The organism is Micromonospora sp. NBRC 107095 (assembly GCF_030269705.1).
GTDB classification, from domain to species: domain Bacteria; phylum Actinomycetota; class Actinomycetes; order Mycobacteriales; family Micromonosporaceae; genus Micromonospora; species Micromonospora parva.
The window spans coordinates 384311-407782 of record NZ_BSTU01000002.1 but is presented as its reverse complement, the minus strand read 5'-3'; the positions used below and the strand labels follow the sequence as shown (position 1 = coordinate 407782).

The window sequence follows — 23472 nt, the reverse complement described above, 5'->3', positions numbered from 1 at the left end:
CCTTTAGTTGATGAACCGCAGGTCGGGGAACCAGTCGGCAGCGAGCGCCATGATGTAGAAGTCGGCCAGCGCCAGGGTGCCGAGGGTGATCCAGGCGAGCTGCATGTGCCGGACGTTCAGGGCCGAGACGAACGTCCAGGCCCGGTAGCGCACCGGGTGCTTGGAGAAGTGCTTGAGCCGGCCGCCGATGATGTGCCGGCAGGAGTGGCAGGAGATCGTGTACGCCCAGAGCATCACCACGTTGAGCACCAGGATGATGTTGCCCAGCCCGAAGCCGAAGCCCTTCGGCGAGTGGAACGCGAGGATCGCGTCCCAGGTGTTGATCAGCGAGATGATCGCCGCGGCGTAGAAGAAGTAGCGGTGCAGGTTCTGCCCGAGCAGCGGGAAACGGGTCTCACCGCTGTACTCCTTGTGCCCGTCCGGGACGGCGCAGGCCGGCGGCGACAGCCAGAACGACCGGTAGTACGCCTTGCGGTAGTAGTAGCAGGTGAGCCGGAACAGCAGCAGGAACGGCAGCGTCAGCGCGGCGTCCGGGATGATCCACCAGCCGGGCAGGAAGCGGCCGAAGTGCGAGGCGCCCTCGATACACCGCTCCGTGACGCAGGGCGAGTAGAACGGGGTCAGGTAGTGGTAATCCGCGACCCAGTAGAAGTCGTGCATGAAGACGCGGACCGTCGCGTACACGACCCAGGCGCTGAGCCCGATCACGGTGATCAGCGGGGCGAACCACCATCGGTCGGTACGCAACGTCTTCGCCGCGATGGCGGCGCGCGCCCGCGCCCCCCTCGGCCTCGTTGCCGTTGAAGTCATTCGAGTCGTCTCCTCGACGGGCCCGTACGGGCGGGCTGATCTCTCTCCGGTCGGCACGCGGACCGGCGAACCCGCACCCGCTGCCACGTCATGCGCACACCAACGACCGCGCCGGATCGACCGACGCAGCTAAGTGACACACGTTACGCCGATCTCTGCGGGCCGTCCGCGCAAGGGAGTGTCCCGTGTGTCTGGCCTGCGGAAAAGCCCCAGCTCGCCGGTTTTCCGCGCGCCGGTTGAACATCAACCGGAGGCGCCTCCGGTGAAGTGCCAGGACGCCAGCCGCAACGAGGGCGCCGCCCACCAGGCACCGTCCACCCGCTCCGGTTGACGCACCGCCCGCGCACCCAGCCCGAGCACCGCCCCCGGCCCCAGCGCCCTCGGGTACGACTCGGTGAACCGCAGGTCACGGACCGCCCGGACGACAGTGCCGTCCTCGATCAGCCAGACACCGTTGCGGGTCAGCCCGGTGACGACGAGGCTCTTCGGGTCGAGCACACGCGTGTACCAGAGGTCGGTGACCAGCAGTCCCCGGCGTACCCCAGCCACCAGCCCGGCCGTGTCCGCGTCGACGACAGCGCCGGCCGCCGCGCCGGTGGTGCTCCGGCCCGCCGCACTGGCCGGGCCCGCCGCCGCACCACTCAGCCGCAGGTTGCGGGGCATCGGGCCCCAGGTGGCACCCCCCGCGACAGCGTGCCCGGTGGACTCCGTGCCCGCCTCGGCGGCGGTCCGGCGATCGTGGGCCACCGCCCTGGTGGTGCCCGCGTCGACCAGCGTCAACGCCCTCCGGCCGGTGCCCTCCGCGTCGAACGGCAACCCGGACCCGCCCAGCGGATCGTCCACCACCGTCACCGCTCGGTCGAACTGGGCCGCGCCCGGCTCGGCGAACGACTGCCGCTCGTTGTACCGCTTGCCGTTGAAGCCGTAGAACGACAGGTTCTGCAGCAGGTCCGCCACGGCGGCCGGCTCGAACACCACCTCGTAGTGCCCCGGCGGCAACTCGACCGGGTCGGCCGCCGCCTGCGCCTTCGCCGCCGCCTGCGCGCCCAACTCGGCGCCGTCGAGGTCGGACAGCCGGTCAGCGCTGCGCCTGGCCACCCCGTCCGCGCCGTCGCGGCGGGCGATGCCGTCCATCGCCGCCTCCACCGAGCGGCCGTACGCCGAGTGCCCGGCCGAGTTGGCGAACGCCGACGAGCGGTGCGCGGTACGGCAGTAACCGGCGGTGCTCAGGCCCCCGGCGGCGGCCACGAACGCCCCCACCCGGTCGGCCCGCTGATCCGGCTCGGCCTGCGCGGTGGCCTCGTCGACGGACGGCGCCTGCGGCACGGGCACGGGCGCGGTCAGCCCCGGCCAGCCCGGGTCGGGTGGGCACAGCCGCGCCGCCGCCAGGGTGCGCTCCACCAGTGCGGACAACCCGTCGGCGGTGACCACGCTGCCGCCGCCGGCTGCCGTCCGACCGTCGAGGTGCACCCGCAGTCGGACCCCCACCGTCGACTCGGAAACGTTCTGATGGATGCCCGAGTTGGCGAACCGGGTCAACGCCAGGTCCGCCCGGGTCACCACCGCCTCCGCTTGCGCGGCCGGCCCGCCGAGCCGCCGCACCAACTCCACAACCTGCCCCGCCAGCTCCAGCTCACTCCTCGCGCTCACGCTGGGCCACCTTTCGTTCGCGACTGCGGGGCTCGCAAACCCGGCTCACTCCTCGCGCTCACGGGGCCGCCTTTCGTTCGCGACTGCGGGGCTCGCAAAACCGGCTCACTCCTCGCGCTCACGCTGAAACCCCCACCCGGACGTTGCGGAACCGGGCCGGCGCGGCCGGGTGGCCGGTGTGCCCGATCTGGCCGGGCTGGCCCTTGCCGCAGTTGGGCGTCCCCCAGAAGACCGTCTCACCGGAGAGCATGTCCATCGAGCGCCAGAACAGCGGGCCGATCCCGGTGTACGTGGGGTTGCGCAGCATCCGCCCCCGCCGCCCCTTCTTGATCTCCCAGCCGACCTCGCAGCCGAACTGGAAGTTGAGCCGCTTGTCGTCGATCGACCAGGACCGGTTGAGGTCCATCAGCACCCCGTCGTCGGTGGCCGCGATGATCTCCTCCAGGGTGTGCGGGCCGGGTTCCAGGCCGACGTTGGTCATCCGCACCATCGGCAGCCGGGCCCACCCGTCGGCCCGTACGCTGCCGCCGTAGTCGAGGCTGGCCATGGCGGCGGAATCCCTACCGGCCAGCACCCCCACCCAGCGGCCGTCGCGGACCGCGTCCCGCTTGACCGCCGGGGAGCCCTCGTCGTCGAAACCGAAGCTGCCCAACGCGCCCGGGATCGTCGGGTCGATGGTGATGTTCATCAGCTCCGAGCCGTAGCGCAGCGAGCCGAGCTGGGCGAGGTCCAGCCAGGACGTGCCGGCGAACGCCGCCTCCCAGCCGAGGATCCGGTCCAGTTCGATGGCGTGCCCCACCGACTCGTGGATCTGGAGGGCCAACTGCTCGCCGCCGAGGATCAGATCCGTCTCACCGGCCGGGCACTGCGGCGCGGTGAGCAGGGCCCGGGACTCCTCGGCGATCTGCGCGGCGTGCGCGGCAAGATCCAGCGACTCGACCAGCTCCCACCCGGTGGTGCCGTACTGGCCGCGGTAGCTGGGCCAGGACCGGCGCTGCGTCTCGCCGTCACCGATGGAGGTGGCCGAGATGCCACCACCGCACTCGCGGATGCGCTGGTCGATCCGGTGGCCCTCGCTGGAGACGAACCACTTCGCGGTGTCCCAGATCTGGTACAGCCCCTCGGCCAGGTCCGCGCCGTGTTCGGTCATCATGCGGGTCGCGTCGACCAGCAGATCGCCCTTGTCGGACAGCGGCACCCCGAGCGGGTCGATCCGGCAGTCGGAGGCCCAGCTGGCGGTGACCGCCTCGACCGGCACCAGGTCGACCGGCGGGCCCGGGACCCGAGCGCTCGCCATCGCGGTCCGGGTTGCGCGCCGTCCGGCGTCGCGGGCGGCGGCGTCCGACAGATCGGGTACGGCGTGGAAGCCCCAACTCGCCCCGACCAACGCGCGGACTCCCAGCCCGATGCTCTCGTCCTGGGTCAGCTCCTCCACGTCACCGTTGCGCGCGGTCATCGACTCGTAGCGGCGGTGCATCACCCGGGCATCGGCGTACCGCGCGCCCGCGTCGAGGGCGGCCTGTACGGCGGCGGTGGCCGCGTCGAACTCGGTCATGGACCGACCCTAGGCCAGCCGTCCACACCTGTCAGGGAAGCAGTTCCTCCGGCCGGATGCTGGCCTTCACCGGCTCGGTGAGCACGAGCAGATCACCCGGCCTGGTCACGGACTGCTCGGTGTAGTGGCTGCCCTGCCGCCGGTAGAGGTGCAGCGTGCCATTCGTCTGCTCCACCAGCAGGTACCACTCGATCCCGGCCGATGCGTAGTAGTGCATCTTGAGTACCTTGTCGGTGGACGCGTTGCTCGGCGAAATGATCTCGCAAACCAGCCGTACATCACCCGCCTCGACGTTGAGTTCGTCGAAGTCGATCGGTCCGGTGATCACCAGGTCGGGGATGGGGATTCGGCCGGGCCTGAGTCGGACGTTTACCGCTTCCAGCACGTGCAGACCGGCTTCGCGAGCCGGAGCCCGTAGGGCCGCGCGCAGTTCGCCGGAGATGTTCTGGTGTCGGGGGGTGGGCGCTGGGGTCACGTGGAGGCTCCCGTCGAAGAGTTCGACGCGCTGCTGCGTCTCGCCGAGGGCGAGGTACTCCTCTTCGGTCCACGGGCCTTCGTGGTTGAACACCGCCGCGGTCATCGTCACCTCCACCTCGAGCCACCGACATCCTCTGTTGGCTGCTCGCCCAATGATCGCACTTGACGTGCGCTTGGAGCCATGAATGGGCGTGGATGGGGAGGTGACGGGGGTGCGGGGCCGATGCCGACTCGTTACGCTCGGGCCCGCTGACACGTGCCGACTTTGTAGCTTATTTTCACCCTCGGGACTTTCCTGTAAGTTCCCTTCGTCACTGAGGGAGGTGGCCGTGGACAGCTCGGAACCGTTGCCGTCCGGTGAACCGGACGACCGTCCCGCCGTGCCGGCACAGCGCTCCGACCAGGACGCCTACCTGCGGGTGGATGACCTTCGGGTCCGGTTCGACACCTCGGACGGCGTGGTGCGCGCCGTCGACGGGGTGTCGTTCGCCGTCGACCGGGGTCGCACCCTCGGCATCGTGGGTGAGTCCGGCTCCGGCAAGAGCGTCACCTCGCTGGCCATCCTCGGCCTGCACGACCCGAAACGGACCACCATCACCGGGGAGATCTCCGTGGGCGGCCGGCAGGTGGTCGGTCTCGCCGACGAGGAGGTACGCCGACTGCGCGGCCGGGACATGGCGATGATCTTCCAGGATCCACTGTCGGCGCTGCACCCGTACTACACGGTGGGCCGGCAGATCGCCGAGGCGTACCGGGTGCACCACCCGAAGGCCAACCGGCGGGAGGCCCGCCAGCGGGCTGTCGACATGTTGGACCGGGTGGGCATCCCGCAGCCGGCGCGTCGCTTCGACCAGTACCCGCACGAGTTCTCCGGCGGCATGCGCCAACGGGCGATGATCGCGATGTCCCTGGTCAACGACCCGGCGTTGCTGATCGCCGACGAGCCGACCACCGCGCTGGACGTGACGGTGCAGGCGCAGATCCTCGACCTGCTCGCCGACCTGCAGGCCGAGTTCCACTCCGCGATCATCCTGATCACCCACGACCTCGGCGTGGTCGGCCAGGTCGCCGACGACGTGCTGGTCATGTACGGCGGGCGGGCCGTCGAGCGGGGCAGCGTCGAGCAGGTACTCCGCTCGCCGCAGCACCCGTACACCTGGGGGTTGCTCTCGAGCGTGCCGTCGCTGCACGGCGACGCGGACGCGGACCTGGTGCCCATCCCCGGCAACCCGCCCAGCCTGATCAACCTGCCGCAGGGCTGCGCGTTCCACCCACGCTGCCGGTACGCGGACCGGGCCGGCAGCCGCTCCCGCACCGACGTGCCGGAGTTGCGCCCGGCGGGTGGGACCGGCACAGCCGGCGCGGACGGTCACCTGGTCGCCTGCCACCTCGGCGAAGAGGAACGCGCCACGTTCTACGCCGAGGACATCGCACGAGTGGGGGTCGCTCGGTGAGGGCGAGGAACGCAGCGCAGCGGAGTACGGCAGTCCCGAACGGAGGACTGTGGAGATGACCGACGAACCACTGCTGCGGGTACGCGGCCTGACCAAGCACTTCCCGGTACGGCAGGGGCTGCGCGCCACCGGCCTGGTGCGGGCGGTGGACGGGCTCGACTTCGACGTGCGCCCGGGCGAGACGCTCGGCCTGGTGGGGGAGTCGGGCTGCGGCAAGACCACCACCGGTCGGATGCTGGTGCGGCTGCTGGAGCCGACCACCGGCAGCATCGAGTTCGCCGGGCGGGACATCACGCACGCCGGCCGCCGGGAGTTGCGTCCGCTGCGTCAGGAACTCCAGATCATCTTCCAGGACCCGTACGCGTCGCTGAACCCCCGGCACACCGTCGGGCGGATCGTGGCGATGCCGTTGCAGGTCAACGGGATCAAGCCGCCGGGCGGGATCAAGGCGCGGGTGCAGGAGTTGCTGGAGCTGGTCGGGTTGAACCCGGAGCACTACAACAGGTACCCGCACGAGTTCTCCGGCGGTCAGCGCCAACGCATCGGCATCGCCCGGGCGCTGGCCCTGCGGCCCAAGCTGATCGTCGCCGACGAGCCCGTCTCCGCGCTGGACGTGTCGATCCAGGCGCAGGTCGTCAACCTGCTGCGTGACCTGCAACGGGAACTCGGCCTGGCGTTCGTCTTCATCGCGCATGACCTGGCGGTGATCAGGCACTTCTGCCAGCGGGTCGCCGTTATGTACCTGGGCCGGATCGTGGAGATCGGCGACCGGGAGGACATCTACGAGCGCCCGCAGCACCCGTACACCCGGGCTCTGCTCTCGGCGATCCCGGACGTCACCCAGCTCGGCCCGGCGGGCCGGATCCGGCTGACCGGTGACGTGCCCACCCCGCTCGACCCGCCGTCGGGTTGCCGGTTCCGCACCCGGTGCTGGAAGGCGCAGGACATCTGCGCCACCGAGGAGCCGGCGCTGGTCCCGCGCGACGGCGGCCGGCAGGCCACCGCGTGTCACTTCCCGGAAGGGGAAGCAGCCAGCACAAGCCCCAAGGTGGCGGCCCCGACCGTCGAGGAGGTGTCGTCGTGAGTCTCTCCCCGGTGGAGGGTGTGGCGCTGGCCGAGATCGAGTCCGACCCGGACGCGAGTACGACCGCCGCCAGGGGCGTTGTCGGCCGCTCACCCGGGCAGCTCGCCTGGCTGCGGCTGCGCGGTGACCGTACGGCAGTGGTCAGCGGCGTACTCCTGGTGTTCTTCATGGTGTTGGGGTTGGCCGCCCCGCTGATCGAGATGGTCTACGGGGTCGGGCCGCGCGAGCAGTTCCAGAATCTGCTGGACGGCAACGGCATGCCGCTGGGGTACGCCGGTGGTGTCACCGGTGACCACTGGTTCGGGCTGGAACCGGGGCTGGGCCGGGACATCTTCGTCCGGCTGATCTACGGGTTGCGCACGTCGCTGTTCATCGCCCTCGCCGCCGCGCTGATCACCGCGACGATCGGCGTCGCGCTCGGCACGCTCGCCGGCTACCTCGGTGGCTGGCTCGACGCGGTGATCAACTGGATCACCGACCTGACCCTGGCGATGCCCTTCCTGATCATCGCGCTGGCGCTCACCCCCGCCATCACGCTGCGCTTCTACGGTGAGCGGGGGCAGGTGTCGTCCGCGTTCGGGGTGGGTGTGCTGATCGCCGTCTTCGCCATCTTCGGCTGGACCAGCACCGCGCGGCTGGTCCGCGGGCAGGTCATCGCGCTGCGGGAGCGGGAGTTCGTGGAGGCGGCCAAGGCCAGCGGCGCCGGGTTGGGGCACATGCTCTTCCGGCAACTGCTGCCGAACATCTGGGCGCCGATCCTGGTCTCGTTCTCCCTCGCCGTGCCGCAGTTCATCACCAGCGAGGCGGCGCTGTCGTTCATCGGCGTCGGGCTCAGTGACGAGACGCCGAGCTTCGGCCGAATGATCTACGACAGTCTGGACTACCTCCAGACCGACCCGGCGTACGTGTTCTTCCCGGGCGTCACGATCTTCGCCCTGGTGTTCGCCTTCAACCTCTTCGGCGACGCGTTGCGGGACGCGCTCGACCCGAAGTCGTCCCGGTAGGGGGTACCCCATGGCGCGGTTCCTGCTCAAGCGGCTCTTCTCGGCCACGCTGACCCTGTTCGCGGTGAGCGTGTTGACCTTCCTGATGTTCTTCGCCCTGCCGCGCGACCCGGTGAGCAGCATCTGCTCGAAGAACTGCAACCCGGAGCGGTTGGAACGGGTCCGCGACGACCTGGGTCTCAACGACCCGCTGATCAGCCAGTACGCCGGTTACATGAAGGGCATCGTGACCGGCCGGGACCTGGGCAGCGCCCAGGGTGGTCGGTGCGACGCGCCCTGCCTGGGCTGGTCGTACGTCACCAACGAGGCCGTCTCGGACACCATCGCCCGGGTGCTGCCGGTGACGCTGAGCATCGTGATCCCGGCGGCGATCCTGTGGTTGCTGCTCGGTGTCGGACTCGGCATGATCTCCGCGCTGCGTCGGGGCACCTGGCTGGACCGGGCCGCCATCGGCTTCTCGTTGACCGGCGCGTCGTTGCAGCTGTACTTCGTGGGCGCGGTGCTGCTGATGGTCTTCGTCTACAACCTGCGGCTGCTGCCGGTGCCCAGCTACACGTCACTGTTCGACAACCCGGTGAAGTGGGCCAGTGGGCTGGCGCTCGCCTGGGTGTCGCTGGCGTTCCTGTTCTCGGCCATCTACGCCCGGTTGTCCCGGGCGCAGATGCTGGAGACGCTGTCGGAGGACTTCGTCCGGACCGCGCGGGCCAAGGGCCTGGCCAAACCCACCGTGTACGGGCGGCACGCGCTGCGCGCGGCGATCACCCCGGTGGTGACGATCGCCGGGTTGGACGTGGGCGGGGCGCTGGGCGGGACGGTGATCACCGAGACGACGTTCGGCATCCAGGGGTTGGGGCGTACGGCGGTGGACGCGGTGCGCTCCGGCGACCTGCCCACCATCATGGCCACCGTGCTGATCGCGGCCGTCTTCGTCGTCCTGGCGAACGTGTTGGTGGATCTGCTCTACGCGGCCATCGACCCCCGGGTCCGGCTGCGCTGACCCCACGGTGCCCGCCGCGCCGACGGATGGCGAAATTTATCGACAACTGTTACACAACTCGTAGGTTTTCTTCCTTACGATCCTCGGGACGTCGGCGGTTCTCGCCCCGACGAAACCGCACGGCACATGGCTGAAGGAGGTACTTCATGCGACCACGCGTGGCGGTTGCCGCAGGCGGCGCGATCGCTCTGGTTGTGGCACTGGGTGCGTGCTCGAAGAACACGGGCGAGGGCACGACGGTGGACACCGACCGGAAGCAGACCGGGGTCATCGCGACCGACCCCAAGGACTCGCAGGGGCCGGCGGCCGAGGTGAGCGGCGCCGCGAAGGGTGGCACCTTCACCGTCATCCGGGAATCGCCGATCTCCCACCTCGACCCGCAGCGGACGTACTCGTTCGCCGGTCTCATGGCCAACCCGCTCTGGTCCCGCTACCTGACCACCTGGAAGGACGACGGCAAGGGTGGCCTGGTCCTGGTGGGTGACCTGGCCGAGAACCCGGGCAAGAACGTCAACAACGACTGCAAGGTCTGGGAATTCACCATCAAGGACGGGGTGAAGTTCGAGGACGGCCGGCCGATCACCGCCAAGGAGATCGCGTACGGCATCGCCCGGTCCTTCGACCCCGACCTCTCGGGCGGCCCCACCTACATCCAGGAGTGGCTGGCCGACACCGCGCAGTTCGACACCAAGTGGGACTTCAAGAAGAACAAGACGTCGCTGCCGCCCGGCCTCTCCACGCCGGACGCCAAGACGCTGCGCTTCGAGTTCGCCAAGCCCCGCTGCGACCTGCCGTTCGCCGCCTCGCTGCCGACCACCGCGCCGCTGCCCGCCGACAAGGACACCGGCATCAACGTGGACAAGCAGCCGTTCTCCTCCGGCCCGTACAGGGTCGCCGAGAACCAGGTGGGCGTCCAGCTCACCCTGGAGCGCAACCCGAACTGGGACGCCAACACCGACCCGGTGCGCCACCAGTACCCGGACCGGTTCGTCTGGACCTTCGGGCCGACCGCGGACGCCGCCAACAACCGGGTGATCGCCGACAACGGCGCCGACCAGAGCGCACTGGCGTTCAACACCGTGCCCGCCTCGCTGGTCGCCAAGGTGGCCGGAGACGCCGCGCTCAAGTCCCGGACGATCCTCTCGCCGACCCCGAGCGCCAACCAGTTGGTCATCAACAACCAGCGGGTCACCGACCTCAAGGTCCGGCAGGCGCTCAACTACGCCATCGACCGTGAAGGCATGATCAAGGTGCTCGGCGGCCAGAACGTCGCCGCACCGCTGACCACGCTGATGCCGTCGGCGACCATCGGCTACAAGGCGTACGAGGCGTACCCGGCCGGGCCCAACGGCAACGTCGACAAGGCCAAGGAACTGCTCGGCGGAAAGACGCCGGAGTTGGTCCTCGGCGTCGCGGACAACTCCACCGAGCAGCAGCAGGGCGCACAGCTCAAGGCCAACCTGGAGCGGGCCGGCTTCAAGATCACGCTGCGGAACATCTCCGACGACGCCAAGCTCGACGAGATCAAGAAGAAGAACAACCCCTGGGACCTGTACATCGGTAACTGGGCGGCGGACTGGCCGAGCGGGGCGTCGATCCTGCCGGTGCTCTACGACGGCCGCACCATCAAGGCCGAGGGCAACAGCAACCAGTCGTACTTCAACGACCCGGCCGTCAACGCCGAGATGGACCGAATCCTGGCGCTCGCCCCGGCCGACCAGGGCCCGGAGTGGGCCAAGCTCGACGAGCGGATCATGAAGGAGCACGCGCCGGTGGTGCCGCTCTACGTGGACGTGGCGTACAACGTGCACGGGTCCAAGGCCGGCGGAGTCTTCATCTCCAGCGTCTTCGGCTACCCGGCGTTCGTGAACGCGTACGTCAAGCCGTAAGGCACAGCGCAGAAGTTCAGGGGTCCCCTTCCGACAACGCCGTCGGGAGGGGGCCCCTGTCGTCGTCCGGGAAGCCGCGCCCCTGATCGGATCGGACCGCTACGGTCGGGTGCGGGGCAGGGTCCTTCGGTCAGGCTTGACGTCGAAAGGAGGCCTCGTGATCGCGGCACTCAACAAGCTTGTCGACCTGCTCGAAGAGCACCTCGCCGAGGAGTTCGACGTCAATGCGGTGGCCAGGACGCTCGGCACCACCGAGTACCACCTGCGCCGGATGTTCTCCTCGTTGGCCGGCATGCCGCTGTCCGAGTACGTGCGCCGACGCCGCATGACCGTCGCCGCCGCCGACGTCGTTCGGGGCGAGGACGATCTGCTGGGCATCGCCGTCCGGCACGGATACGGCTCGACCGAGGCGTTCGGGCGGGCGTTCCGGGCGGTCCACGGTGTCAGCCCCGGTGACGTACGCCGCGACGGAGGCCCCCTTCGCACACAACCGCAGCTCAGGTTCCGCCTGACCGTCGAAGGGAGCACCCCCATGGACACCCGTATCGCCGACCGGCCCGCGTTCCGGCTCGTCGGACACGCCGCCCGGGTACCACTCATCCACCAGGGCATCAACCCGCACATCCAGCAGCACATCGCCGGGCTGGCACCGCAGGAGCATCTCCGGCTCAAGGCGCTCAGCGACACCGAGCCCGCCGGGCTGCTGCAGGTCAGCGCCGACGTCGACGCCGAGGCCACCGAGGGCACCGAACTGACCTACCTGCACGGGGTCGCGGTGTCCCGGGACGCCCCGGTCCCCGACGACCTGGACGCCATCGAGGTGCCGGCGGGCCAGTGGGCGGTCTTCCGGACCGCCGGACCTTATCCGCAGGCGCTGCAGAGCACCTGGGCGGCGACCGCGAGCGAGTGGTTCCCGTCCAACCCGTGGCGGCTGCGGCCGGGCCCCTCGATGGTCGCCATCCTCGAACGCGCTGACGACTTCAGCACCGCGACCTGCGAACTGTGGTTGCCCATCGAGCCGGCGTGACCTGAGAGTCCGGCCCAGGCCGGGGTGCGGAAGGCAGAACTCGTCGCCCTCCGCACCCCGGCCATGACCGTCGGGTGGGGACGTCAGGGGACGATCACCACGCCGCCGCGCACACCACCTCGAGCCAGTCGGTCGTGGGCGGCCGCCGCGTCGGCGAAGGGGAACACGTCAGCGACCCGGAGCGGGATGTCGCCGTTGGTGACGAGTTTGACCAACTCGCCCAGCCGGGATCCGTCCGGTTGCACCTCCAGCGCGAAGGTCCGGATTCCGCGTACCGGCTCCGGGCGAAGTGGGGGTGACGCGGCCACGTACCCACCGCCGTCCCGAACGAGGTCCAGCAGCGAGGCACCGATCACCGCCAGGTCGATGACCGCGTCGAACGTCCCGGTCGGGTCGTCGGTGCGCGACAGGAACGCCGCGCCCAGCGACTCGACGAACTCGCGGTCGCCGGGTCCGGCGAGCCCGGTGGCGCGCAGACCGGCCGCCCGGGCCAGCGCCAGAGCGAACCCACCGACCTGCCCGGCGGCGCCGGTGACGAGCACTGTCGAGTTCCCGGGGAGCGCGAGCAGGTCGAGAGCCTGGGCGGCGGTGAGGCCATTGGTCGGCAGGGTCGCCGCCTCGGTGGCGGGGACGCCGGCGGGCGCGGAGGTCAGCCAGGCGGCGTCGAGGACCACGTATTCGGCGTGGGTGCCGACGGTGGTCTGTAGCCACGGCGAGAAGCCGATGACCTCGTCGCCGATCGTGAACCCGTCGACCGACGGGCCGACCGCGTCGACGCTGCCGGCCACGTCCCAGCCGGGCGTGTACGGCAGGCCGGTCGGCAACGGGGCCGGGAACCGACCGGAGCGGATCATCAGATCGACCGGATGTATCACCGACGCCGCGACCCGCACCCGCACCTGCCCGGGCCCGGGCTCGGGCACCGGCACCTCGGCCACGTGCAGGACCTCAGGCCCTCCGAACTGTGCATAGCTGACTGCGCGCATCGCCGTCTCCTTCGTGGCATTTTCTGATCACCACGACCGTACGAATCGTCGGCACTGTGAGTAAGTAGGTACCGTAAAGTGCCTAGGGCACCGGAGGGGAATTGATGGCGACGACATCGGCGGCGCAACGCCGTGAGCAGGCCAAACGCGACTATGACGCGTTCCTGGACCAGTGCCCGACCCGTGAGCTGCTGAGCAGGCTCACTGACAAGTGGGTCGCCCTGGTGATCCCCGCGCTCGCCGACGGCCCGCAGCGGCACGGCGAGCTCGCCCACCGCATCGCCGGCGTCAGCCAGAAGATGCTCACCCAGACCCTGCGCACCCTGGAGCGCGACGGCCTGGTCACCCGAACGGTGACCGCCTCGGTGCCGGTCCGCGTCGACTACGAGCTCACCCCGCTCGGCCATGAACTGTTCCCGGTCATGGTCGCGATCAAAAACTGGGCGGAGACGCACATGGACCGCGTCTTCGACGCCCGGACCCGGTACGACGCACGCCCCTGAAACCAGCGACATCGAGTTCGCCGCACCGTGTCCGCCCGGAGTTGCTGGTGTGATCACCGCGACTTGCCGCTGCGCGAACAAGAGATCTTGGACAGTTTCCGTTCCACGCTAACGGAAACTGTCCAAGATCTACGGCTACGGCTACGGCTACGGCTACGGCCACGGCCACGGCGTCACCGGAGGTCGGCCGGGTAGGGCCGTTGATACAGCGACGGCTTGCCAAATTGTCGTTGGTGACGGCTAGGGTCCGCGCCGTGGATGACACCTCGACGGCCCGGCGGGCCGCCCACGCCTACGTTGATCTTTTGGAGCGCCGCGACTGGTCCGGGTTGGCCGCGCTGCTCACCGACGATGTGGTCTACGAGATGCCGCAGACCCGGGAGCGGATTCGCGGCAAGGACGCGTTCCTGCGGTTCAACACCGAATATCCCGGCGACTGGCACCTCCGGCCGCGACGGGTGATCGCCGATGGCCGCCTCGCTGCCCTGTGGCTCGACGTTCGTGTTGGCGTCGAGCAGCAGGACGCGTGTGTCTGGCTCGAGATGTCCGAGCATGGGCTGATCAGCAAGATCATCGACTACTGGCCCGAGCCGTACGATCCGCCGCCGGGCCGGGAACACCTCGTGGAGCGTTGGTGATCGTGGCCATCACAGCAGGTGGGTGCGGAGGAAATCCAGTTCCAAGGGGAGTAGCCGCTCGGCGGTGCCATTGGAAGCCATGTGGGTGGCCCCGGTCAACGGCAGCACGGCGTGCGGCCGACCGGCGTTCAGCAGGGCCGCGGAGAGCCGCAGCGTGTGCGCGGCCACCACGTTGTCGTCCGCCATGCCGTGCACCAGCAGCAACGGGCGGGCCTGGTCCGGGCCGGTGACCGGTTCGCCGGCCAACTCGACCAGCGAGTGGTGCGCGTAGATGTCCATGCCGTCTTCCGGCAACCCCAGATAACGCTCGGTGTACGCGGTGTCGTACAACGCCCAGTCGGTCACCGGGGCACCCGCGATCCCGCACCGGAACAGCTCCGGGTGGCGCAGCACCGCCAACCCGGCCAGCCATCCGCCGAACGACCAACCGCGCACCCCCACCCGACCCAGGTCCAGATCCGGGTGCTTGCCGGCGAGCGCGGTCAGCGCGTCGATCTGGTCGGTCAGGATCACGTCGGCGACCCGTCGGTGGATCGCCTTCTCGAACGACGGCGCGACGCCCGGCGTACCCCGGTTGTCGATGGTGACCACCGCAAACCCGGCGTCGGCCCACCACTGCCGTTCCAACCACGCGGCCCGCGCCGCCACGACCTCCTGGTGCCCCGGGCCGCCGTAGATGTCCAGCAGCACCGGCAGCCGCCGGCCTGTCACGTGGTTGTCCGGGTAGAGCACCGCAGCCGGCAACCGTCGATCAGTCACCCGTTCCAGCAGCGGAAGTGGGGAGTACGGCGGGGTGGCGGCGAACGACTGCAGTTCGGCGATCTCCTCGTTGCCGCGGCGGACCGTCCAGCGCACCCCGGCATGGTCCAGTGACGCGACGCCGACGGCCACCACGTCCCCGCCCACCGCGGCGGTGTACCAGCCGGAGTCGGTGGTGAGCCGGCGCGCGTCCACCCCACCGCCGATGGTGGTGCGGACCCGGAACAGGTGCCGTTCGCTCGGCTCGCCGTCGCTCGCCTCCACCAGCAGGTCGGCCGGGCCGGCGGCAGCCGGCAGCCGCCCCACCACCCGCCGCACGTACAGCGACGGCGGGGTCAGCAGGGTGCCGTCCGCGAACAGGCACCGGGCGTCGTACCCGTCGTGGGCCAGCTCCCCACCGACCAGCACCCGGCCGTCCGGCAGGTGGGCGGGGGTGCCGGCGATCGGTTCGACCCAGCGCGGGTCGGCCAGCTCGGCGTGCACCTGCGTCTCACCCGTTCGTGGGTCCACGGCCAGCACCAGCCCGTGCTGCTGCGAGCGGCGCAGCACGGTGATCAACGGGCTGCCCTCACCCCAGCTGACCCCCGTCAGGTACGGGTAGGTCTCCCGGTCCCAGTGCACGTCGACCCAGCCGTCGTCCAGGTCCAGCAAATGCAGGCTGACCTCCGCGTTCGGCCCACCGGCCCGGGGGTACGCCACAGCCGTCGGCGGGCTCGCCGGCTGCGCCGGATCGTGCAGGTGCCACCGCTCCAGGCGGGACTCGTCGACCCGGGCGGCGAGCACCATGCGGCCGTCCGGGGCCCACCAGTACCCCCGGTACCGGCCGAACTCCTCCGCCGCGATGTGCTCGGCCAACCCCCAGCTCACCCCGGCGTCCTCGCCGGCCAGCAGGGTGTCGGTGCCGTCGCTGTCGATCACCCGCAGCTCACCCCGACGCACACCGTCGGCCGCGTCGGTCACGTACGCCAGCCGTTGCCCGCTCGGATCCGGACGGGGGTCCAGCACCGGGCCGACGGCCGTCACCTCCACCACGTCGCCGTGCACCAGGTCGGCCCGGAACAGCCGCCCGGCCAGCGCGAACACCGCAACCCGGCCGGCGGCGTCCAACGCGTACGAGCCGATGCCGGCGGCGCTGAGCCGCAGCCTCTCGCGCAGCGCCCGTTCGCCGGGGGAGAGGGACCGGACGTCCCCGCCCTCGCCCAGCAGGGTCGCCGGATCGGCGACCAGCCGCTCCTCGCCGGTGCTCACGTCCAGCAGCCAGAGCGCGTCCGCCGGATCCTCGGGGCCGGCGGAGCGCAGGAAGATCACCCGGGAGCCGTCCTCAGCCACCGAGACAGCGCGTGGCGCGCCGTGGCTGAACCGGCGGGTGCGGGCGGCCAGCTCCGGAAAGTCCACACGCCAAATCGTAGAGCCGCAGCGGAGGTGATGTGGCCGACCTGGGCGGACGCGTCAGCCTCGGCCGGGGAGAACTGCCAGTTAGAGTGACCGTCGTGACGATGCTGCCCGACCGCCGCCTGCTGCTGGTCCACGCGCACCCCGATGACGAGTCGATCGGCACCGGCTCGACGATGGCCCACTACGCCGCCGCAGGCGCGCACGTCACGCTGGTGACCTGCACGCTCGGCGAGGAAGGCGAGATCCACGTGCCCGCGTTGGCCCAGCTCGCCGCCGCCGAGGCCGACCAGCTCGGCGGGTACCGCATCACCGAGCTGGCTGCCGCGTGTGCCGCGCTCGGCGTGCGCGACCACCGTTTCCTGGGCGGCGCCGGCCGCTACCGCGACTCCGGGATGATGGGGCTCGCGACCAACGAGCACCCCCGGGCCTTCTGGCAGGCCGACCTCGACGAGGCCGCCGGGCATCTCGTGGAGATCATGCGGGAGGTACGCCCGCAGGTGCTCGTCACGTACGACCCGAACGGCTTCTACGGCCACCCCGACCACATCCAGGCGCACCGGGTGGCCATGCGCGCCGTCGAGCTGGCCGCCGCGCAGGGCTGCGCCCCGGCGAAGGTCTACTGGACGGCCATGCCGCTCAGCGTCCTGGAAGCCGGCATGGCGCACTTCGCCGAGTCGTCCGACAACCCGTTCGGCGGCATCGAGGACATCGCCGACCTGCCTTTCGGCACTCCGGACGCCCAGATCGCCGCCCGGATCGACGGCACCGACCAGCACCTGGCCAAGGAGGCCGCGATGCGGGCGCACGCCACCCAGATCCCGGCCAACTCCTGGCTCTACTCGATCGCCGGCAACTTCGGCGGCGAGTTCATGGGTGTGGAGTTCTTCACCCTCGCGGTCGGCGAGAAGGGGCCGGGCGCCGGGCCGTACGGCTGGGAGGACGACCTGTTCGCCGGCCTGCCCGCGGAGCCCGCCCCGGACCGTTCCCCGGTCGCGGCGGCGGGTCTGCGGTGACGCTGCCGGCCGCACCGGTGACGGTCGTGGACGACCAGGAAGCCCCGCCCCCGGCGGGGCCACCGCCGCGACTGGTGGACCTGGGCCTGCGGCTGGTTGGTGCGATCGTCGTGGCCGTCGCCGGGGTGGTGACCGGCGTGCTGGAGCTGCTGCTCGCCACGGTCCGCGTCGGCGGGCAACTCATCGGTGTGTCGGTGCTCCTCGCCATCGGCGCCAACATCGCGTTGAGCTGGTTCGCGCACGAGGCGGTCGGCCGTCGCTGGGCGGTGGCGTTGCCGGCGGTGCCGTGGTTCGCGCTGATGGCGGTCGCCGCCATCCGGACCAGCGAGGGCGACCTGCTGCTGGCCGGCGACAACTGGGTCGGGCTGGCCATGATCGTGGCGGGCGCGATGACGTTCGCGGTGATGGGTTTCCGGCAGATTCTCGCCCCGCAGCCGCCCGTGCTCGGTGGCTGACGTCGGGCTGTTGCCGGCTGATGACGGATCCCAGGTAAGGGTGGTAGATATTCCTGCCAGGGATGCGAACCCCACGACGGGGCGTACGGCAGGAGGGTCCGGCGATGGACAAGCGGTGGCGTGACATCGGGGTGCTCGTAGCAGCGTTGTTCGCGGTCAACGTGGTCGCCCGACTGATCACCGAGTTCGGCTTCGACGGTGACGACACCGCCGCTGACCGGGTGTCGCTGACGATGTTCGCGGTGATCGGGCTGATCCTCGCCGTGGTCGCCTTCCGCTGGGGCCGTCGCCGGCCGCTGGCGGACTGGTCGGCTGACATGGCCCTCGTGGTGCCGGTGGCGATGGTGTTGACAGTGCTGGTCGGGCCTCTGCTGGTCGGTCACAACCCGTTCGCCGGTGGCGCGGGGACGTTCTTCGCCCAGATCTGGCTCTACCTGCTCGCCACCGGCGCGGGGGTGCTGGTCGGTTACCTGGTGCTCACCGCGCTCGGCCGTGACTACCGCTCTCAGCAGCTCAAGCGGTACGCGGAGGTCAAGGCCGCCAAGCCGCGCCGGGTCGTGCGCCGCTGACCACCGGCCCCGCTCGACCCGCGCCAGCCTCGGCCCGTCCGGCGGTCCGTCCCACGCCCCGAAGCTTGATCAACTCGGTTTTCGTGAAGTTGGGGTGTCCCGGGCGCCGGAATGCCGCGACTTGCTGAAAGTCGAGTCGATCACCTGCCCGGGGCGACCCGGGTCAGGTAGGTGTGGTGGGTGACGAACCCGAGCCGCTGGTAGAGCGCGACCGCCGCTTCGTTGCGCTGCTCGACCTGGAGAAAGGCGTGCGTCGCGCCGCCGGAAGCCCCCCAGCCGGCCAGTTCGTTGATCACACGGCGAGCCAGTCCCTGTCGGCGGGCCACCGGCAGCACTTCGATCAGGCTGAGGCCCAGCCAGCGCCCCTGGCCGGTCACCGCGCCGCGGCCGATCGCCACCAGGGTGCCGTCGGCGTACACGTGGGCGAAGCGGACCTGGTCCACTGCGGTGAGGACGTGCCGGGCGGCGTCCGGCAGGCCGCCCTTGCGCCCGGCGGCGATGGCCAGCCACTCGTCGCTCGGCGCGGCGACCAGCTCGACGACCGCACTGCTCCCGCCGGCTCGCGCACCGGGGGCGGCGTCGATCCGAGAGGCGGCGCCCGGTGTGCCGGAGGCGGGGTCGGCAGTATCGTCCGGTGCGCCCCTGGCGTCGCCCTGGTCGGCGGCCGTGCCGCCCTGCTGGTCGTCGGAGGCCGACGCGAGCCGGGGGAGCGGTGCGGTCTGTACCAGCGTCGGTGGGCGGGTGCCCCAGCCGCGAGCGTCCAGTTCGGTGCCGACCGGGGCGGCGAGCGGCAGCGGCGTGTTGATCAGCGCGGGTTGGCCCAGTTCGGCGTACCAGCGCTGCACGGCGTCGACAGCGGCGGCCAGCGGCCGGTCCGGATCGCCGATCGGCAGTGCCGAGTTGGCGCGCCCGGTCCAGCCCTCGGCCGACCGGAGCAGCCAGTCACCCAGCCGGCCCCGGGTCGGTGCCGGCCAGGCCTCGTCGGCGGCCCGCTCCAGCGCCACCACCGCGGCGGCCGTCGGCCGACGGGTCGGCGGTACGCGCTTGGCCCGGTGGACCTGCGCCACCGGAACCCGGAGCTGCCCCTGCGCGGTGGCCAGCGTGAGATGAGTCTCGCTCAGCTCGACCAGCTCGCCGAGAGCGTCGGAGAATAGCGGGCGGCCCTCGCGAATCCCCACAATCCGGCGGACCACGATTCGGTGTCCCACATCCTGCTGTCGGAGCACGATCGACCCCCTCCCCGGCGAGATACTAGGCTCTTACCGTCGCGGGAGATCGCGGCGAGTCTTGCGGAGGAGAAGACCGGTGACCTACATCATCGCCGAGCCGTGCGTAGATGTGCTCGACAAGGCATGCATCGAGGAGTGCCCGGTCGACTGCATTTACGAGGGCAACCGGATGCTCTACATCCACCCCGACGAGTGCGTCGACTGTGGTGCCTGTGAGCCCGTCTGCCCCGTGGAGGCGATCTTCTACGAGGACGACGTCCCGGAGCAGTGGAAGGACTACACCGGCGCGAACTACGAGTTCTTCGAGGACCTGGGCTCGCCCGGTGGTGCCTCGAAGATCGGTAAGGTGGAGAAGGACGCCACCTTCGTCGCCGCGCAGCCGCCGCGCGGCGAGGGCCACTGAACCGGCCCGCGCCGGTCTCGTCGCGGCTGCCCGAGTTCACCTGGGACACCCTGGACGCCGCGGCCACGCTGGCCGCGGCGCATCCGGAGGGCCTGATCAACCTCTCCATGGGTACGCCGGTCGACCCGGTGCCCGAGGTGATCCGGCGGGCGTTGGCTGACGCATCCGACGCTCCCGGCTACCCGCTGACCGCCGGCACCCCGGCGTTGCGGGCCGCCATCGCGGCGTGGGTGTCCCGGGCCTGTGGTGCTGGCGTCGACGGTCTCGGTGTGCTGCCGACCATCGGCTCGAAGGAGCTGGTGGCCTGGCTTCCCACGCTGCTCGGGATCGGCCCGGGGGACGTGGTGGTGGTGCCGTCGATCGCGTACCCCACCTACGAGGACGGTGCCCGGCTGGCCGGCGCCACCGTCGTCCGTACCGACTCGCTCACCTCGCTGGGGCCGACCCCGCGGGTCCGGTTGGTCTGGGTCAACTCGCCCGGCAACCCGACCGGGCGGGTGCTGCCCGCAGCGCACCTGCGCAAGGTGGTCGACTGGGCCCGCGAGCGGGGCGCTGTCGTCGCGAGCGACGAGTGCTACCTGCCCCTGGGCTGGTCGGCCGACCCGGTTTCGGTGCTGTCTCCGCAGGTCAGCGGGGGCAGCTATGCCGGGGTGCTGGCTCTGCACTCGCTCTCCAAGAGGTCCAACCTCGCCGGCTACCGGGCCGGGTTCGTGGCCGGCGACCCGGCGCTCGTCGCCGAGCTGCTCAAGGTGCGCAAGCACGCCGGCATGATCGTTCCCGCGCCGGTGCAGGCGGCCATGGTGGCGGCGCTGGAGGACGAGCGACACGCCGAGGAGCAGCGGGAGCGTTACCGCGCCCGGCGGGAGGTGCTCACCGCGGCGTTCACCGGTGCCGGGTTCACCGTCGAGCACTCGGAGGCGGGCCTGTACCTCTGGCTGACCAGAGGTGAGGACTGCTGGGAGACGGTCGACTGGCTGGCCCGACGCGGCATCCTGGTCGCCGCCGGCGTCTTCTACGGCCCGACGGCCGGGCAGTATGTCCGCGTCGCCCTGACCGAGTCCGACGAGCACGTCGCCGCCGTCGCCGCGCGCCTGGCCTGATCGCGGTCCGGGCCGTCGAGCCCGTCCACGGGTTCGCGGCGACGACCAGCCGGGGCCGACCGATATCCTCGGCGCCGGACCTGATCGGGGCCGTCGCGGCGCCACGAGCCCAGCAGGAACATCGAGGTGTGCGGATGGTGGACAGGCCAGGTGCGCGGGTGCGGGCGGCGGTGGTCGGCACCGGCCTGATTGGTGGCTCGGTGCTGCTCCGGCTGGTGGCCGCCGGCATCGACGTGGTCGGGTGGGACCCGGACGACGCCACCCGGCGGGAAACCCGACGGGCGGGCGTACCCGCGCCGGACCGGCTGGTCGACGCGGTGGCCGACCGGGACGTGGTCTTTCTGTGCGGTCCGCTGCCCACCCTGCCGTCGACGCTGGTCGAGGTGGCGGCGATGACCGGCGAGCGGTGTGTGCTGACCGACGTCGGCAGCACCAAGGAACAGGTGGCGGCGTTCGCCGCCGCGCAGGGACTGACGCACCGGTTCGTGCCCGGCCACCCGATGGCGGGCACCGACCGGGCCGGCCTGACCGCCGCGCGGGCGGACCTGCTCACCGGCGCGGCCTGGGTGCTCTGTCCGGCCCCCGGGCCGGCGATCACCGCGTTCCGCTGGCTGGCCGCGCTGCTGGTGGAGCACTTCGGGGCCCGGGTGGTGCCGATGTCGGCCACTGAGCACGACTCGGCCGCCGCGCTCGCCTCACACGTGCCGCACCTGCTCGCCGGCGCGCTGGCCGGTGCGGTGCAGCGCGCACCACTGCGCGACGCGATACTCGCGCTCGCCGCCGGCAGCTTCTCCGACGGCACCCGGGTCGCCGGGACCCCGGCCGACCGGACCGCCAACATGCTGCTGGGCAACCGGGACCGGGTGCTGCGGGAGCTGGCCGAGGTCACCACGTTCCTGGAGGACCTGACCACCGCGCTGCGCGCCGACGACGCTGCCGGGCTCACCGCGCGGTACGACGAGGCGCGCGCCGCCCGCGCGGCGCTGCGCGACCGGCGGTTCGACGCGGACGACAGGCGGTTCCCGGCCGGTGGTGACCACGCCGCGGAGGTGTCCTGGCTGCGGGAGCTGGGGGTGAGCGGCGGCCATCTGAGCCGCCTGCACGTCGACGCGGACACTGTCTCCTACACGGCGCGGCGTCCCGTGGCTGACTAGGCTGAGGGGCATGGCGGTGGACGGTCCGGTGGTGCAGGTGCGCGGCGAGGCGTACCAGGAGGTGCCGCCCGAGCTGGCCCGGTTCGCGGTCACCGCGACAGCCCGCGACCGGGACCGGGAGGCGACGCTGACCCGGTTGGCCGAGCGGGCCGCAGCGGTCCGCGTGCTGTTGGACGGCTCCGGGCCGGCGGTGGCCCGGCGCGAGACCGGTGACCTGCGGGTGCGACCGGAGACCCGGCGCTCGGGCGAGCGGGTGGTCGCCTGGCACGGCAGTGTCACCACCACCGTCACCGTCACCGACTTCACCGCGCTGGGTGAGCTGATGCTCCGGCTCGCCGACCAGGACCAGGTCGAGGTGGCCGGCCCGTGGTGGGAGCTCCGGCCCGACAGCCCTGCCCATCGTGCGGCCCGGCACGCCGCGATCAGCGACGCGCTGCTGCGCGCCCGGGAGTACGCGGAGGCGCTGGGCGCGCAGGTCACCTCGTTGATCGAGCTGGCCGACGCGGGCCCCGCCGACCGGCCGATGTTCGCCCGTGCGGCCTTCGCCGGGGGCGGCGACGCGGGCGGCGGCCCGCCGGAGCTTGAGCTGGACCCGCAGCCGCAGACCGTGCAGGCGGCCGTTCGGGCGCGGTTCACCATCAGCGACCCGGTTCTGGGCTGATGCCGCCGGCCCGGGTGCTCTCCGTCGACGAGCTGGTGGCGCGGGCGTTGGCGCTTGCCGAGGCGGGCCCGCGACAACTGCTCGGCATCGCCGGTGCGCCGGGGGCCGGGAAGTCCACCCTGGCGGAACGGATCGTCGCCGAGGTCGGGTCGGCCGCCTGTCTGGTGCCGATGGACGGCTTCCATCTGGCGCAGGCGCAGCTGGTCCGCCTGGGCCGCGCCGACCGCAAGGGTGCGGTGGACACCTTCGACGTCAACGGGTACGTCTCGCTGCTGCGCCGGTTGCACCGGTTGGAGCCGACGTCGGTCTACGCCCCGGAGTTCCGCCGGGAGTTGGAGGAGCCGGTGGCCGGCGCCATCGAGGTGCTGCCCTCGGTCCGGCTGGTGGTGACCGAGGGCAACTACCTGTTGTTGCCGGATTTCCCCTGGCAGGAGATCCGACCGCTGCTGCACGAGGCGTGGTTTCTCGACCTGGAGGCCGAGGTGCGGCACCGCCGGCTGACCGCCCGGCACGAGGCGTTCGGTAGGTCCCCGGAGCAGGCGCGGGCGTGGGCGCTGGGCAGCGACGAGTCGAACGCGGCCCTGATCACTCCCACCGCCGACCGGGCCGACCTGGTGGTCCGCCTGTCGGAGCCCTCGCCGGCCTGACCGGGGGCGAGCC

Annotated in this window: 23 protein-coding genes; 16 read left to right on the top strand and 7 right to left on the bottom strand. The window is 71.3% G+C overall.

Annotation, left to right across the window (positions count from 1 at the left end; all coding sequences use genetic code 11):
- Positions 1–3: 3 nt before the first annotated feature.
- From sdhC to QSK15_RS14175, 4 genes are all read right to left on the bottom strand, one after another.
- On the bottom strand, positions 4–810 hold the full coding sequence (gene sdhC, locus QSK15_RS14190) for a succinate dehydrogenase subunit SdhC (protein WP_285794667.1): 807 nt from the start codon (positions 808–810) through the stop codon (positions 4–6).
- Between the two features lie 243 nt (positions 811–1053).
- Positions 1054–2460: a TldD/PmbA family protein gene (locus QSK15_RS14185; protein ID WP_502889589.1), complete on the bottom strand. Its 1407-nt coding sequence runs from the start codon at positions 2458–2460 to the stop codon at positions 1054–1056.
- Positions 2461–2578: 118 nt separating this feature from the next.
- The gene (locus QSK15_RS14180) at positions 2579–4015 is read right to left on the bottom strand and encodes a TldD/PmbA family protein (protein ID WP_285794666.1); all 1437 of its coding nucleotides are present in this window, start codon (positions 4013–4015) and stop codon (positions 2579–2581) included.
- Positions 4016–4046: 31 nt separating this feature from the next.
- The gene (locus QSK15_RS14175; protein ID WP_285794665.1) at positions 4047–4595 is read right to left on the bottom strand and encodes a Uma2 family endonuclease; all 549 of its coding nucleotides are present in this window, start codon (positions 4593–4595) and stop codon (positions 4047–4049) included.
- Positions 4596–4872: 277 nt separating this feature from the next.
- On the opposite strand from QSK15_RS14175, the gene QSK15_RS14170 reads away from it, so the two are divergent.
- From QSK15_RS14170 to QSK15_RS14145, 6 genes are all read left to right on the top strand, one after another.
- Positions 4873–5946, top strand: coding sequence for an ABC transporter ATP-binding protein (locus tag QSK15_RS14170; protein WP_285795122.1), 1074 nt, complete (start codon positions 4873–4875; stop codon positions 5944–5946).
- A gap of 55 nt (positions 5947–6001) precedes the next feature.
- Complete coding sequence (locus tag QSK15_RS14165; RefSeq protein ID WP_285794664.1) at positions 6002–7030, top strand: ABC transporter ATP-binding protein; 1029 nt, start codon at positions 6002–6004, stop codon at positions 7028–7030.
- Complete coding sequence (locus QSK15_RS14160; RefSeq protein WP_285794663.1) at positions 7027–8034, top strand: ABC transporter permease; 1008 nt, start codon at positions 7027–7029, stop codon at positions 8032–8034. Before QSK15_RS14165 ends, QSK15_RS14160 begins: the two co-directional genes overlap by 4 nt.
- Before the next feature lie 10 nt (positions 8035–8044).
- The gene (locus QSK15_RS14155; protein ID WP_285794662.1) at positions 8045–9031 is read left to right on the top strand and encodes an ABC transporter permease; all 987 of its coding nucleotides are present in this window, start codon (positions 8045–8047) and stop codon (positions 9029–9031) included.
- A 146-nt stretch (positions 9032–9177) separates the two neighbouring features.
- Positions 9178–10920 carry an ABC transporter substrate-binding protein gene (locus QSK15_RS14150; protein WP_285794661.1) on the top strand — a complete coding sequence of 581 codons (1743 nt, stop codon included), beginning with the start codon at positions 9178–9180 and terminating at the stop codon, positions 10918–10920.
- 157 nt (positions 10921–11077) lie between these two features.
- Positions 11078–11947 (top strand): AraC family transcriptional regulator, encoded by an 870-nt coding sequence (locus QSK15_RS14145; protein WP_285794660.1) that lies wholly within the window; start codon positions 11078–11080, stop codon positions 11945–11947.
- An 83-nt stretch (positions 11948–12030) separates the two neighbouring features.
- Here the strand turns inward: QSK15_RS14145 and QSK15_RS14140 are convergent, their stop codons facing one another.
- Complete coding sequence (locus QSK15_RS14140) at positions 12031–12933, bottom strand: NADP-dependent oxidoreductase (RefSeq protein ID WP_285794659.1); 903 nt, start codon at positions 12931–12933, stop codon at positions 12031–12033.
- Between the two features lie 104 nt (positions 12934–13037).
- Between QSK15_RS14140 and QSK15_RS14135 the strand changes: the two genes are divergently transcribed.
- Both QSK15_RS14135 and QSK15_RS14130 read left to right on the top strand, forming a co-directional pair.
- The gene (locus QSK15_RS14135) at positions 13038–13436 is read left to right on the top strand and encodes a winged helix-turn-helix transcriptional regulator (RefSeq protein WP_285794658.1); all 399 of its coding nucleotides are present in this window, start codon (positions 13038–13040) and stop codon (positions 13434–13436) included.
- 224 nt (positions 13437–13660) lie between these two features.
- Complete coding sequence (locus QSK15_RS14130) at positions 13661–14074, top strand: nuclear transport factor 2 family protein (RefSeq protein ID WP_352232179.1); 414 nt, start codon at positions 13661–13663, stop codon at positions 14072–14074.
- A gap of 9 nt (positions 14075–14083) precedes the next feature.
- Here the strand turns inward: QSK15_RS14130 and QSK15_RS14125 are convergent, their stop codons facing one another.
- Complete coding sequence (locus QSK15_RS14125; RefSeq protein ID WP_285794656.1) at positions 14084–16228, bottom strand: S9 family peptidase; 2145 nt, start codon at positions 16226–16228, stop codon at positions 14084–14086.
- Positions 16229–16314: 86 nt separating this feature from the next.
- On the opposite strand from QSK15_RS14125, the gene mshB reads away from it, so the two are divergent.
- From mshB to QSK15_RS14110, 3 genes are all read left to right on the top strand, one after another.
- A complete protein-coding gene (gene mshB, locus QSK15_RS14120) occupies positions 16315–17241 on the top strand; it encodes an N-acetyl-1-D-myo-inositol-2-amino-2-deoxy-alpha-D-glucopyranoside deacetylase (protein ID WP_285794655.1) in 927 nt (308 codons plus the stop codon).
- A complete protein-coding gene (locus QSK15_RS14115; protein ID WP_285794654.1) occupies positions 17238–17696 on the top strand; it encodes a hypothetical protein in 459 nt (152 codons plus the stop codon). The genes mshB and QSK15_RS14115 overlap by 4 nt, the downstream gene beginning before the upstream one ends.
- Positions 17697–17800: 104 nt before the next feature.
- Positions 17801–18265 (top strand): hypothetical protein, encoded by a 465-nt coding sequence (locus QSK15_RS14110; RefSeq protein WP_285795121.1) that lies wholly within the window; start codon positions 17801–17803, stop codon positions 18263–18265.
- A 140-nt stretch (positions 18266–18405) separates the two neighbouring features.
- Here QSK15_RS14110 and QSK15_RS14105 read toward each other — a convergent pair whose 3' ends face one another.
- Positions 18406–19491 (bottom strand): GNAT family N-acetyltransferase, encoded by a 1086-nt coding sequence (locus QSK15_RS14105; RefSeq protein WP_285794653.1) that lies wholly within the window; start codon positions 19489–19491, stop codon positions 18406–18408.
- Between the two features lie 79 nt (positions 19492–19570).
- On the opposite strand from QSK15_RS14105, the gene fdxA reads away from it, so the two are divergent.
- The 5 genes from fdxA to QSK15_RS14080 all read left to right on the top strand — a co-directional run bounded on the left by fdxA (position 19571) and on the right by QSK15_RS14080 (position 23459).
- Positions 19571–19897: a ferredoxin gene (gene fdxA / locus QSK15_RS14100; RefSeq protein WP_007464872.1), complete on the top strand. Its 327-nt coding sequence runs from the start codon at positions 19571–19573 to the stop codon at positions 19895–19897.
- Entirely contained in the window at positions 19894–20997 is a 1104-nt protein-coding gene (dapC, locus tag QSK15_RS14095; RefSeq protein WP_285795120.1) for a succinyldiaminopimelate transaminase, read from the top strand. The genes fdxA and dapC overlap by 4 nt, the downstream gene beginning before the upstream one ends.
- Positions 20998–21131: 134 nt before the next feature.
- On the top strand, positions 21132–22151 hold the full coding sequence (locus QSK15_RS14090) for a prephenate dehydrogenase (RefSeq protein WP_285794652.1): 1020 nt from the start codon (positions 21132–21134) through the stop codon (positions 22149–22151).
- A gap of 10 nt (positions 22152–22161) precedes the next feature.
- Positions 22162–22812, top strand: a complete 651-nt coding sequence (locus QSK15_RS14085; protein WP_285794651.1) for an SIMPL domain-containing protein — start codon at positions 22162–22164, stop codon at positions 22810–22812.
- The gene (locus QSK15_RS14080; RefSeq protein ID WP_285794650.1) at positions 22812–23459 is read left to right on the top strand and encodes a nucleoside/nucleotide kinase family protein; all 648 of its coding nucleotides are present in this window, start codon (positions 22812–22814) and stop codon (positions 23457–23459) included. Before QSK15_RS14085 ends, QSK15_RS14080 begins: the two co-directional genes overlap by 1 nt.
- Positions 23460–23472 lie beyond the last annotated feature (13 nt).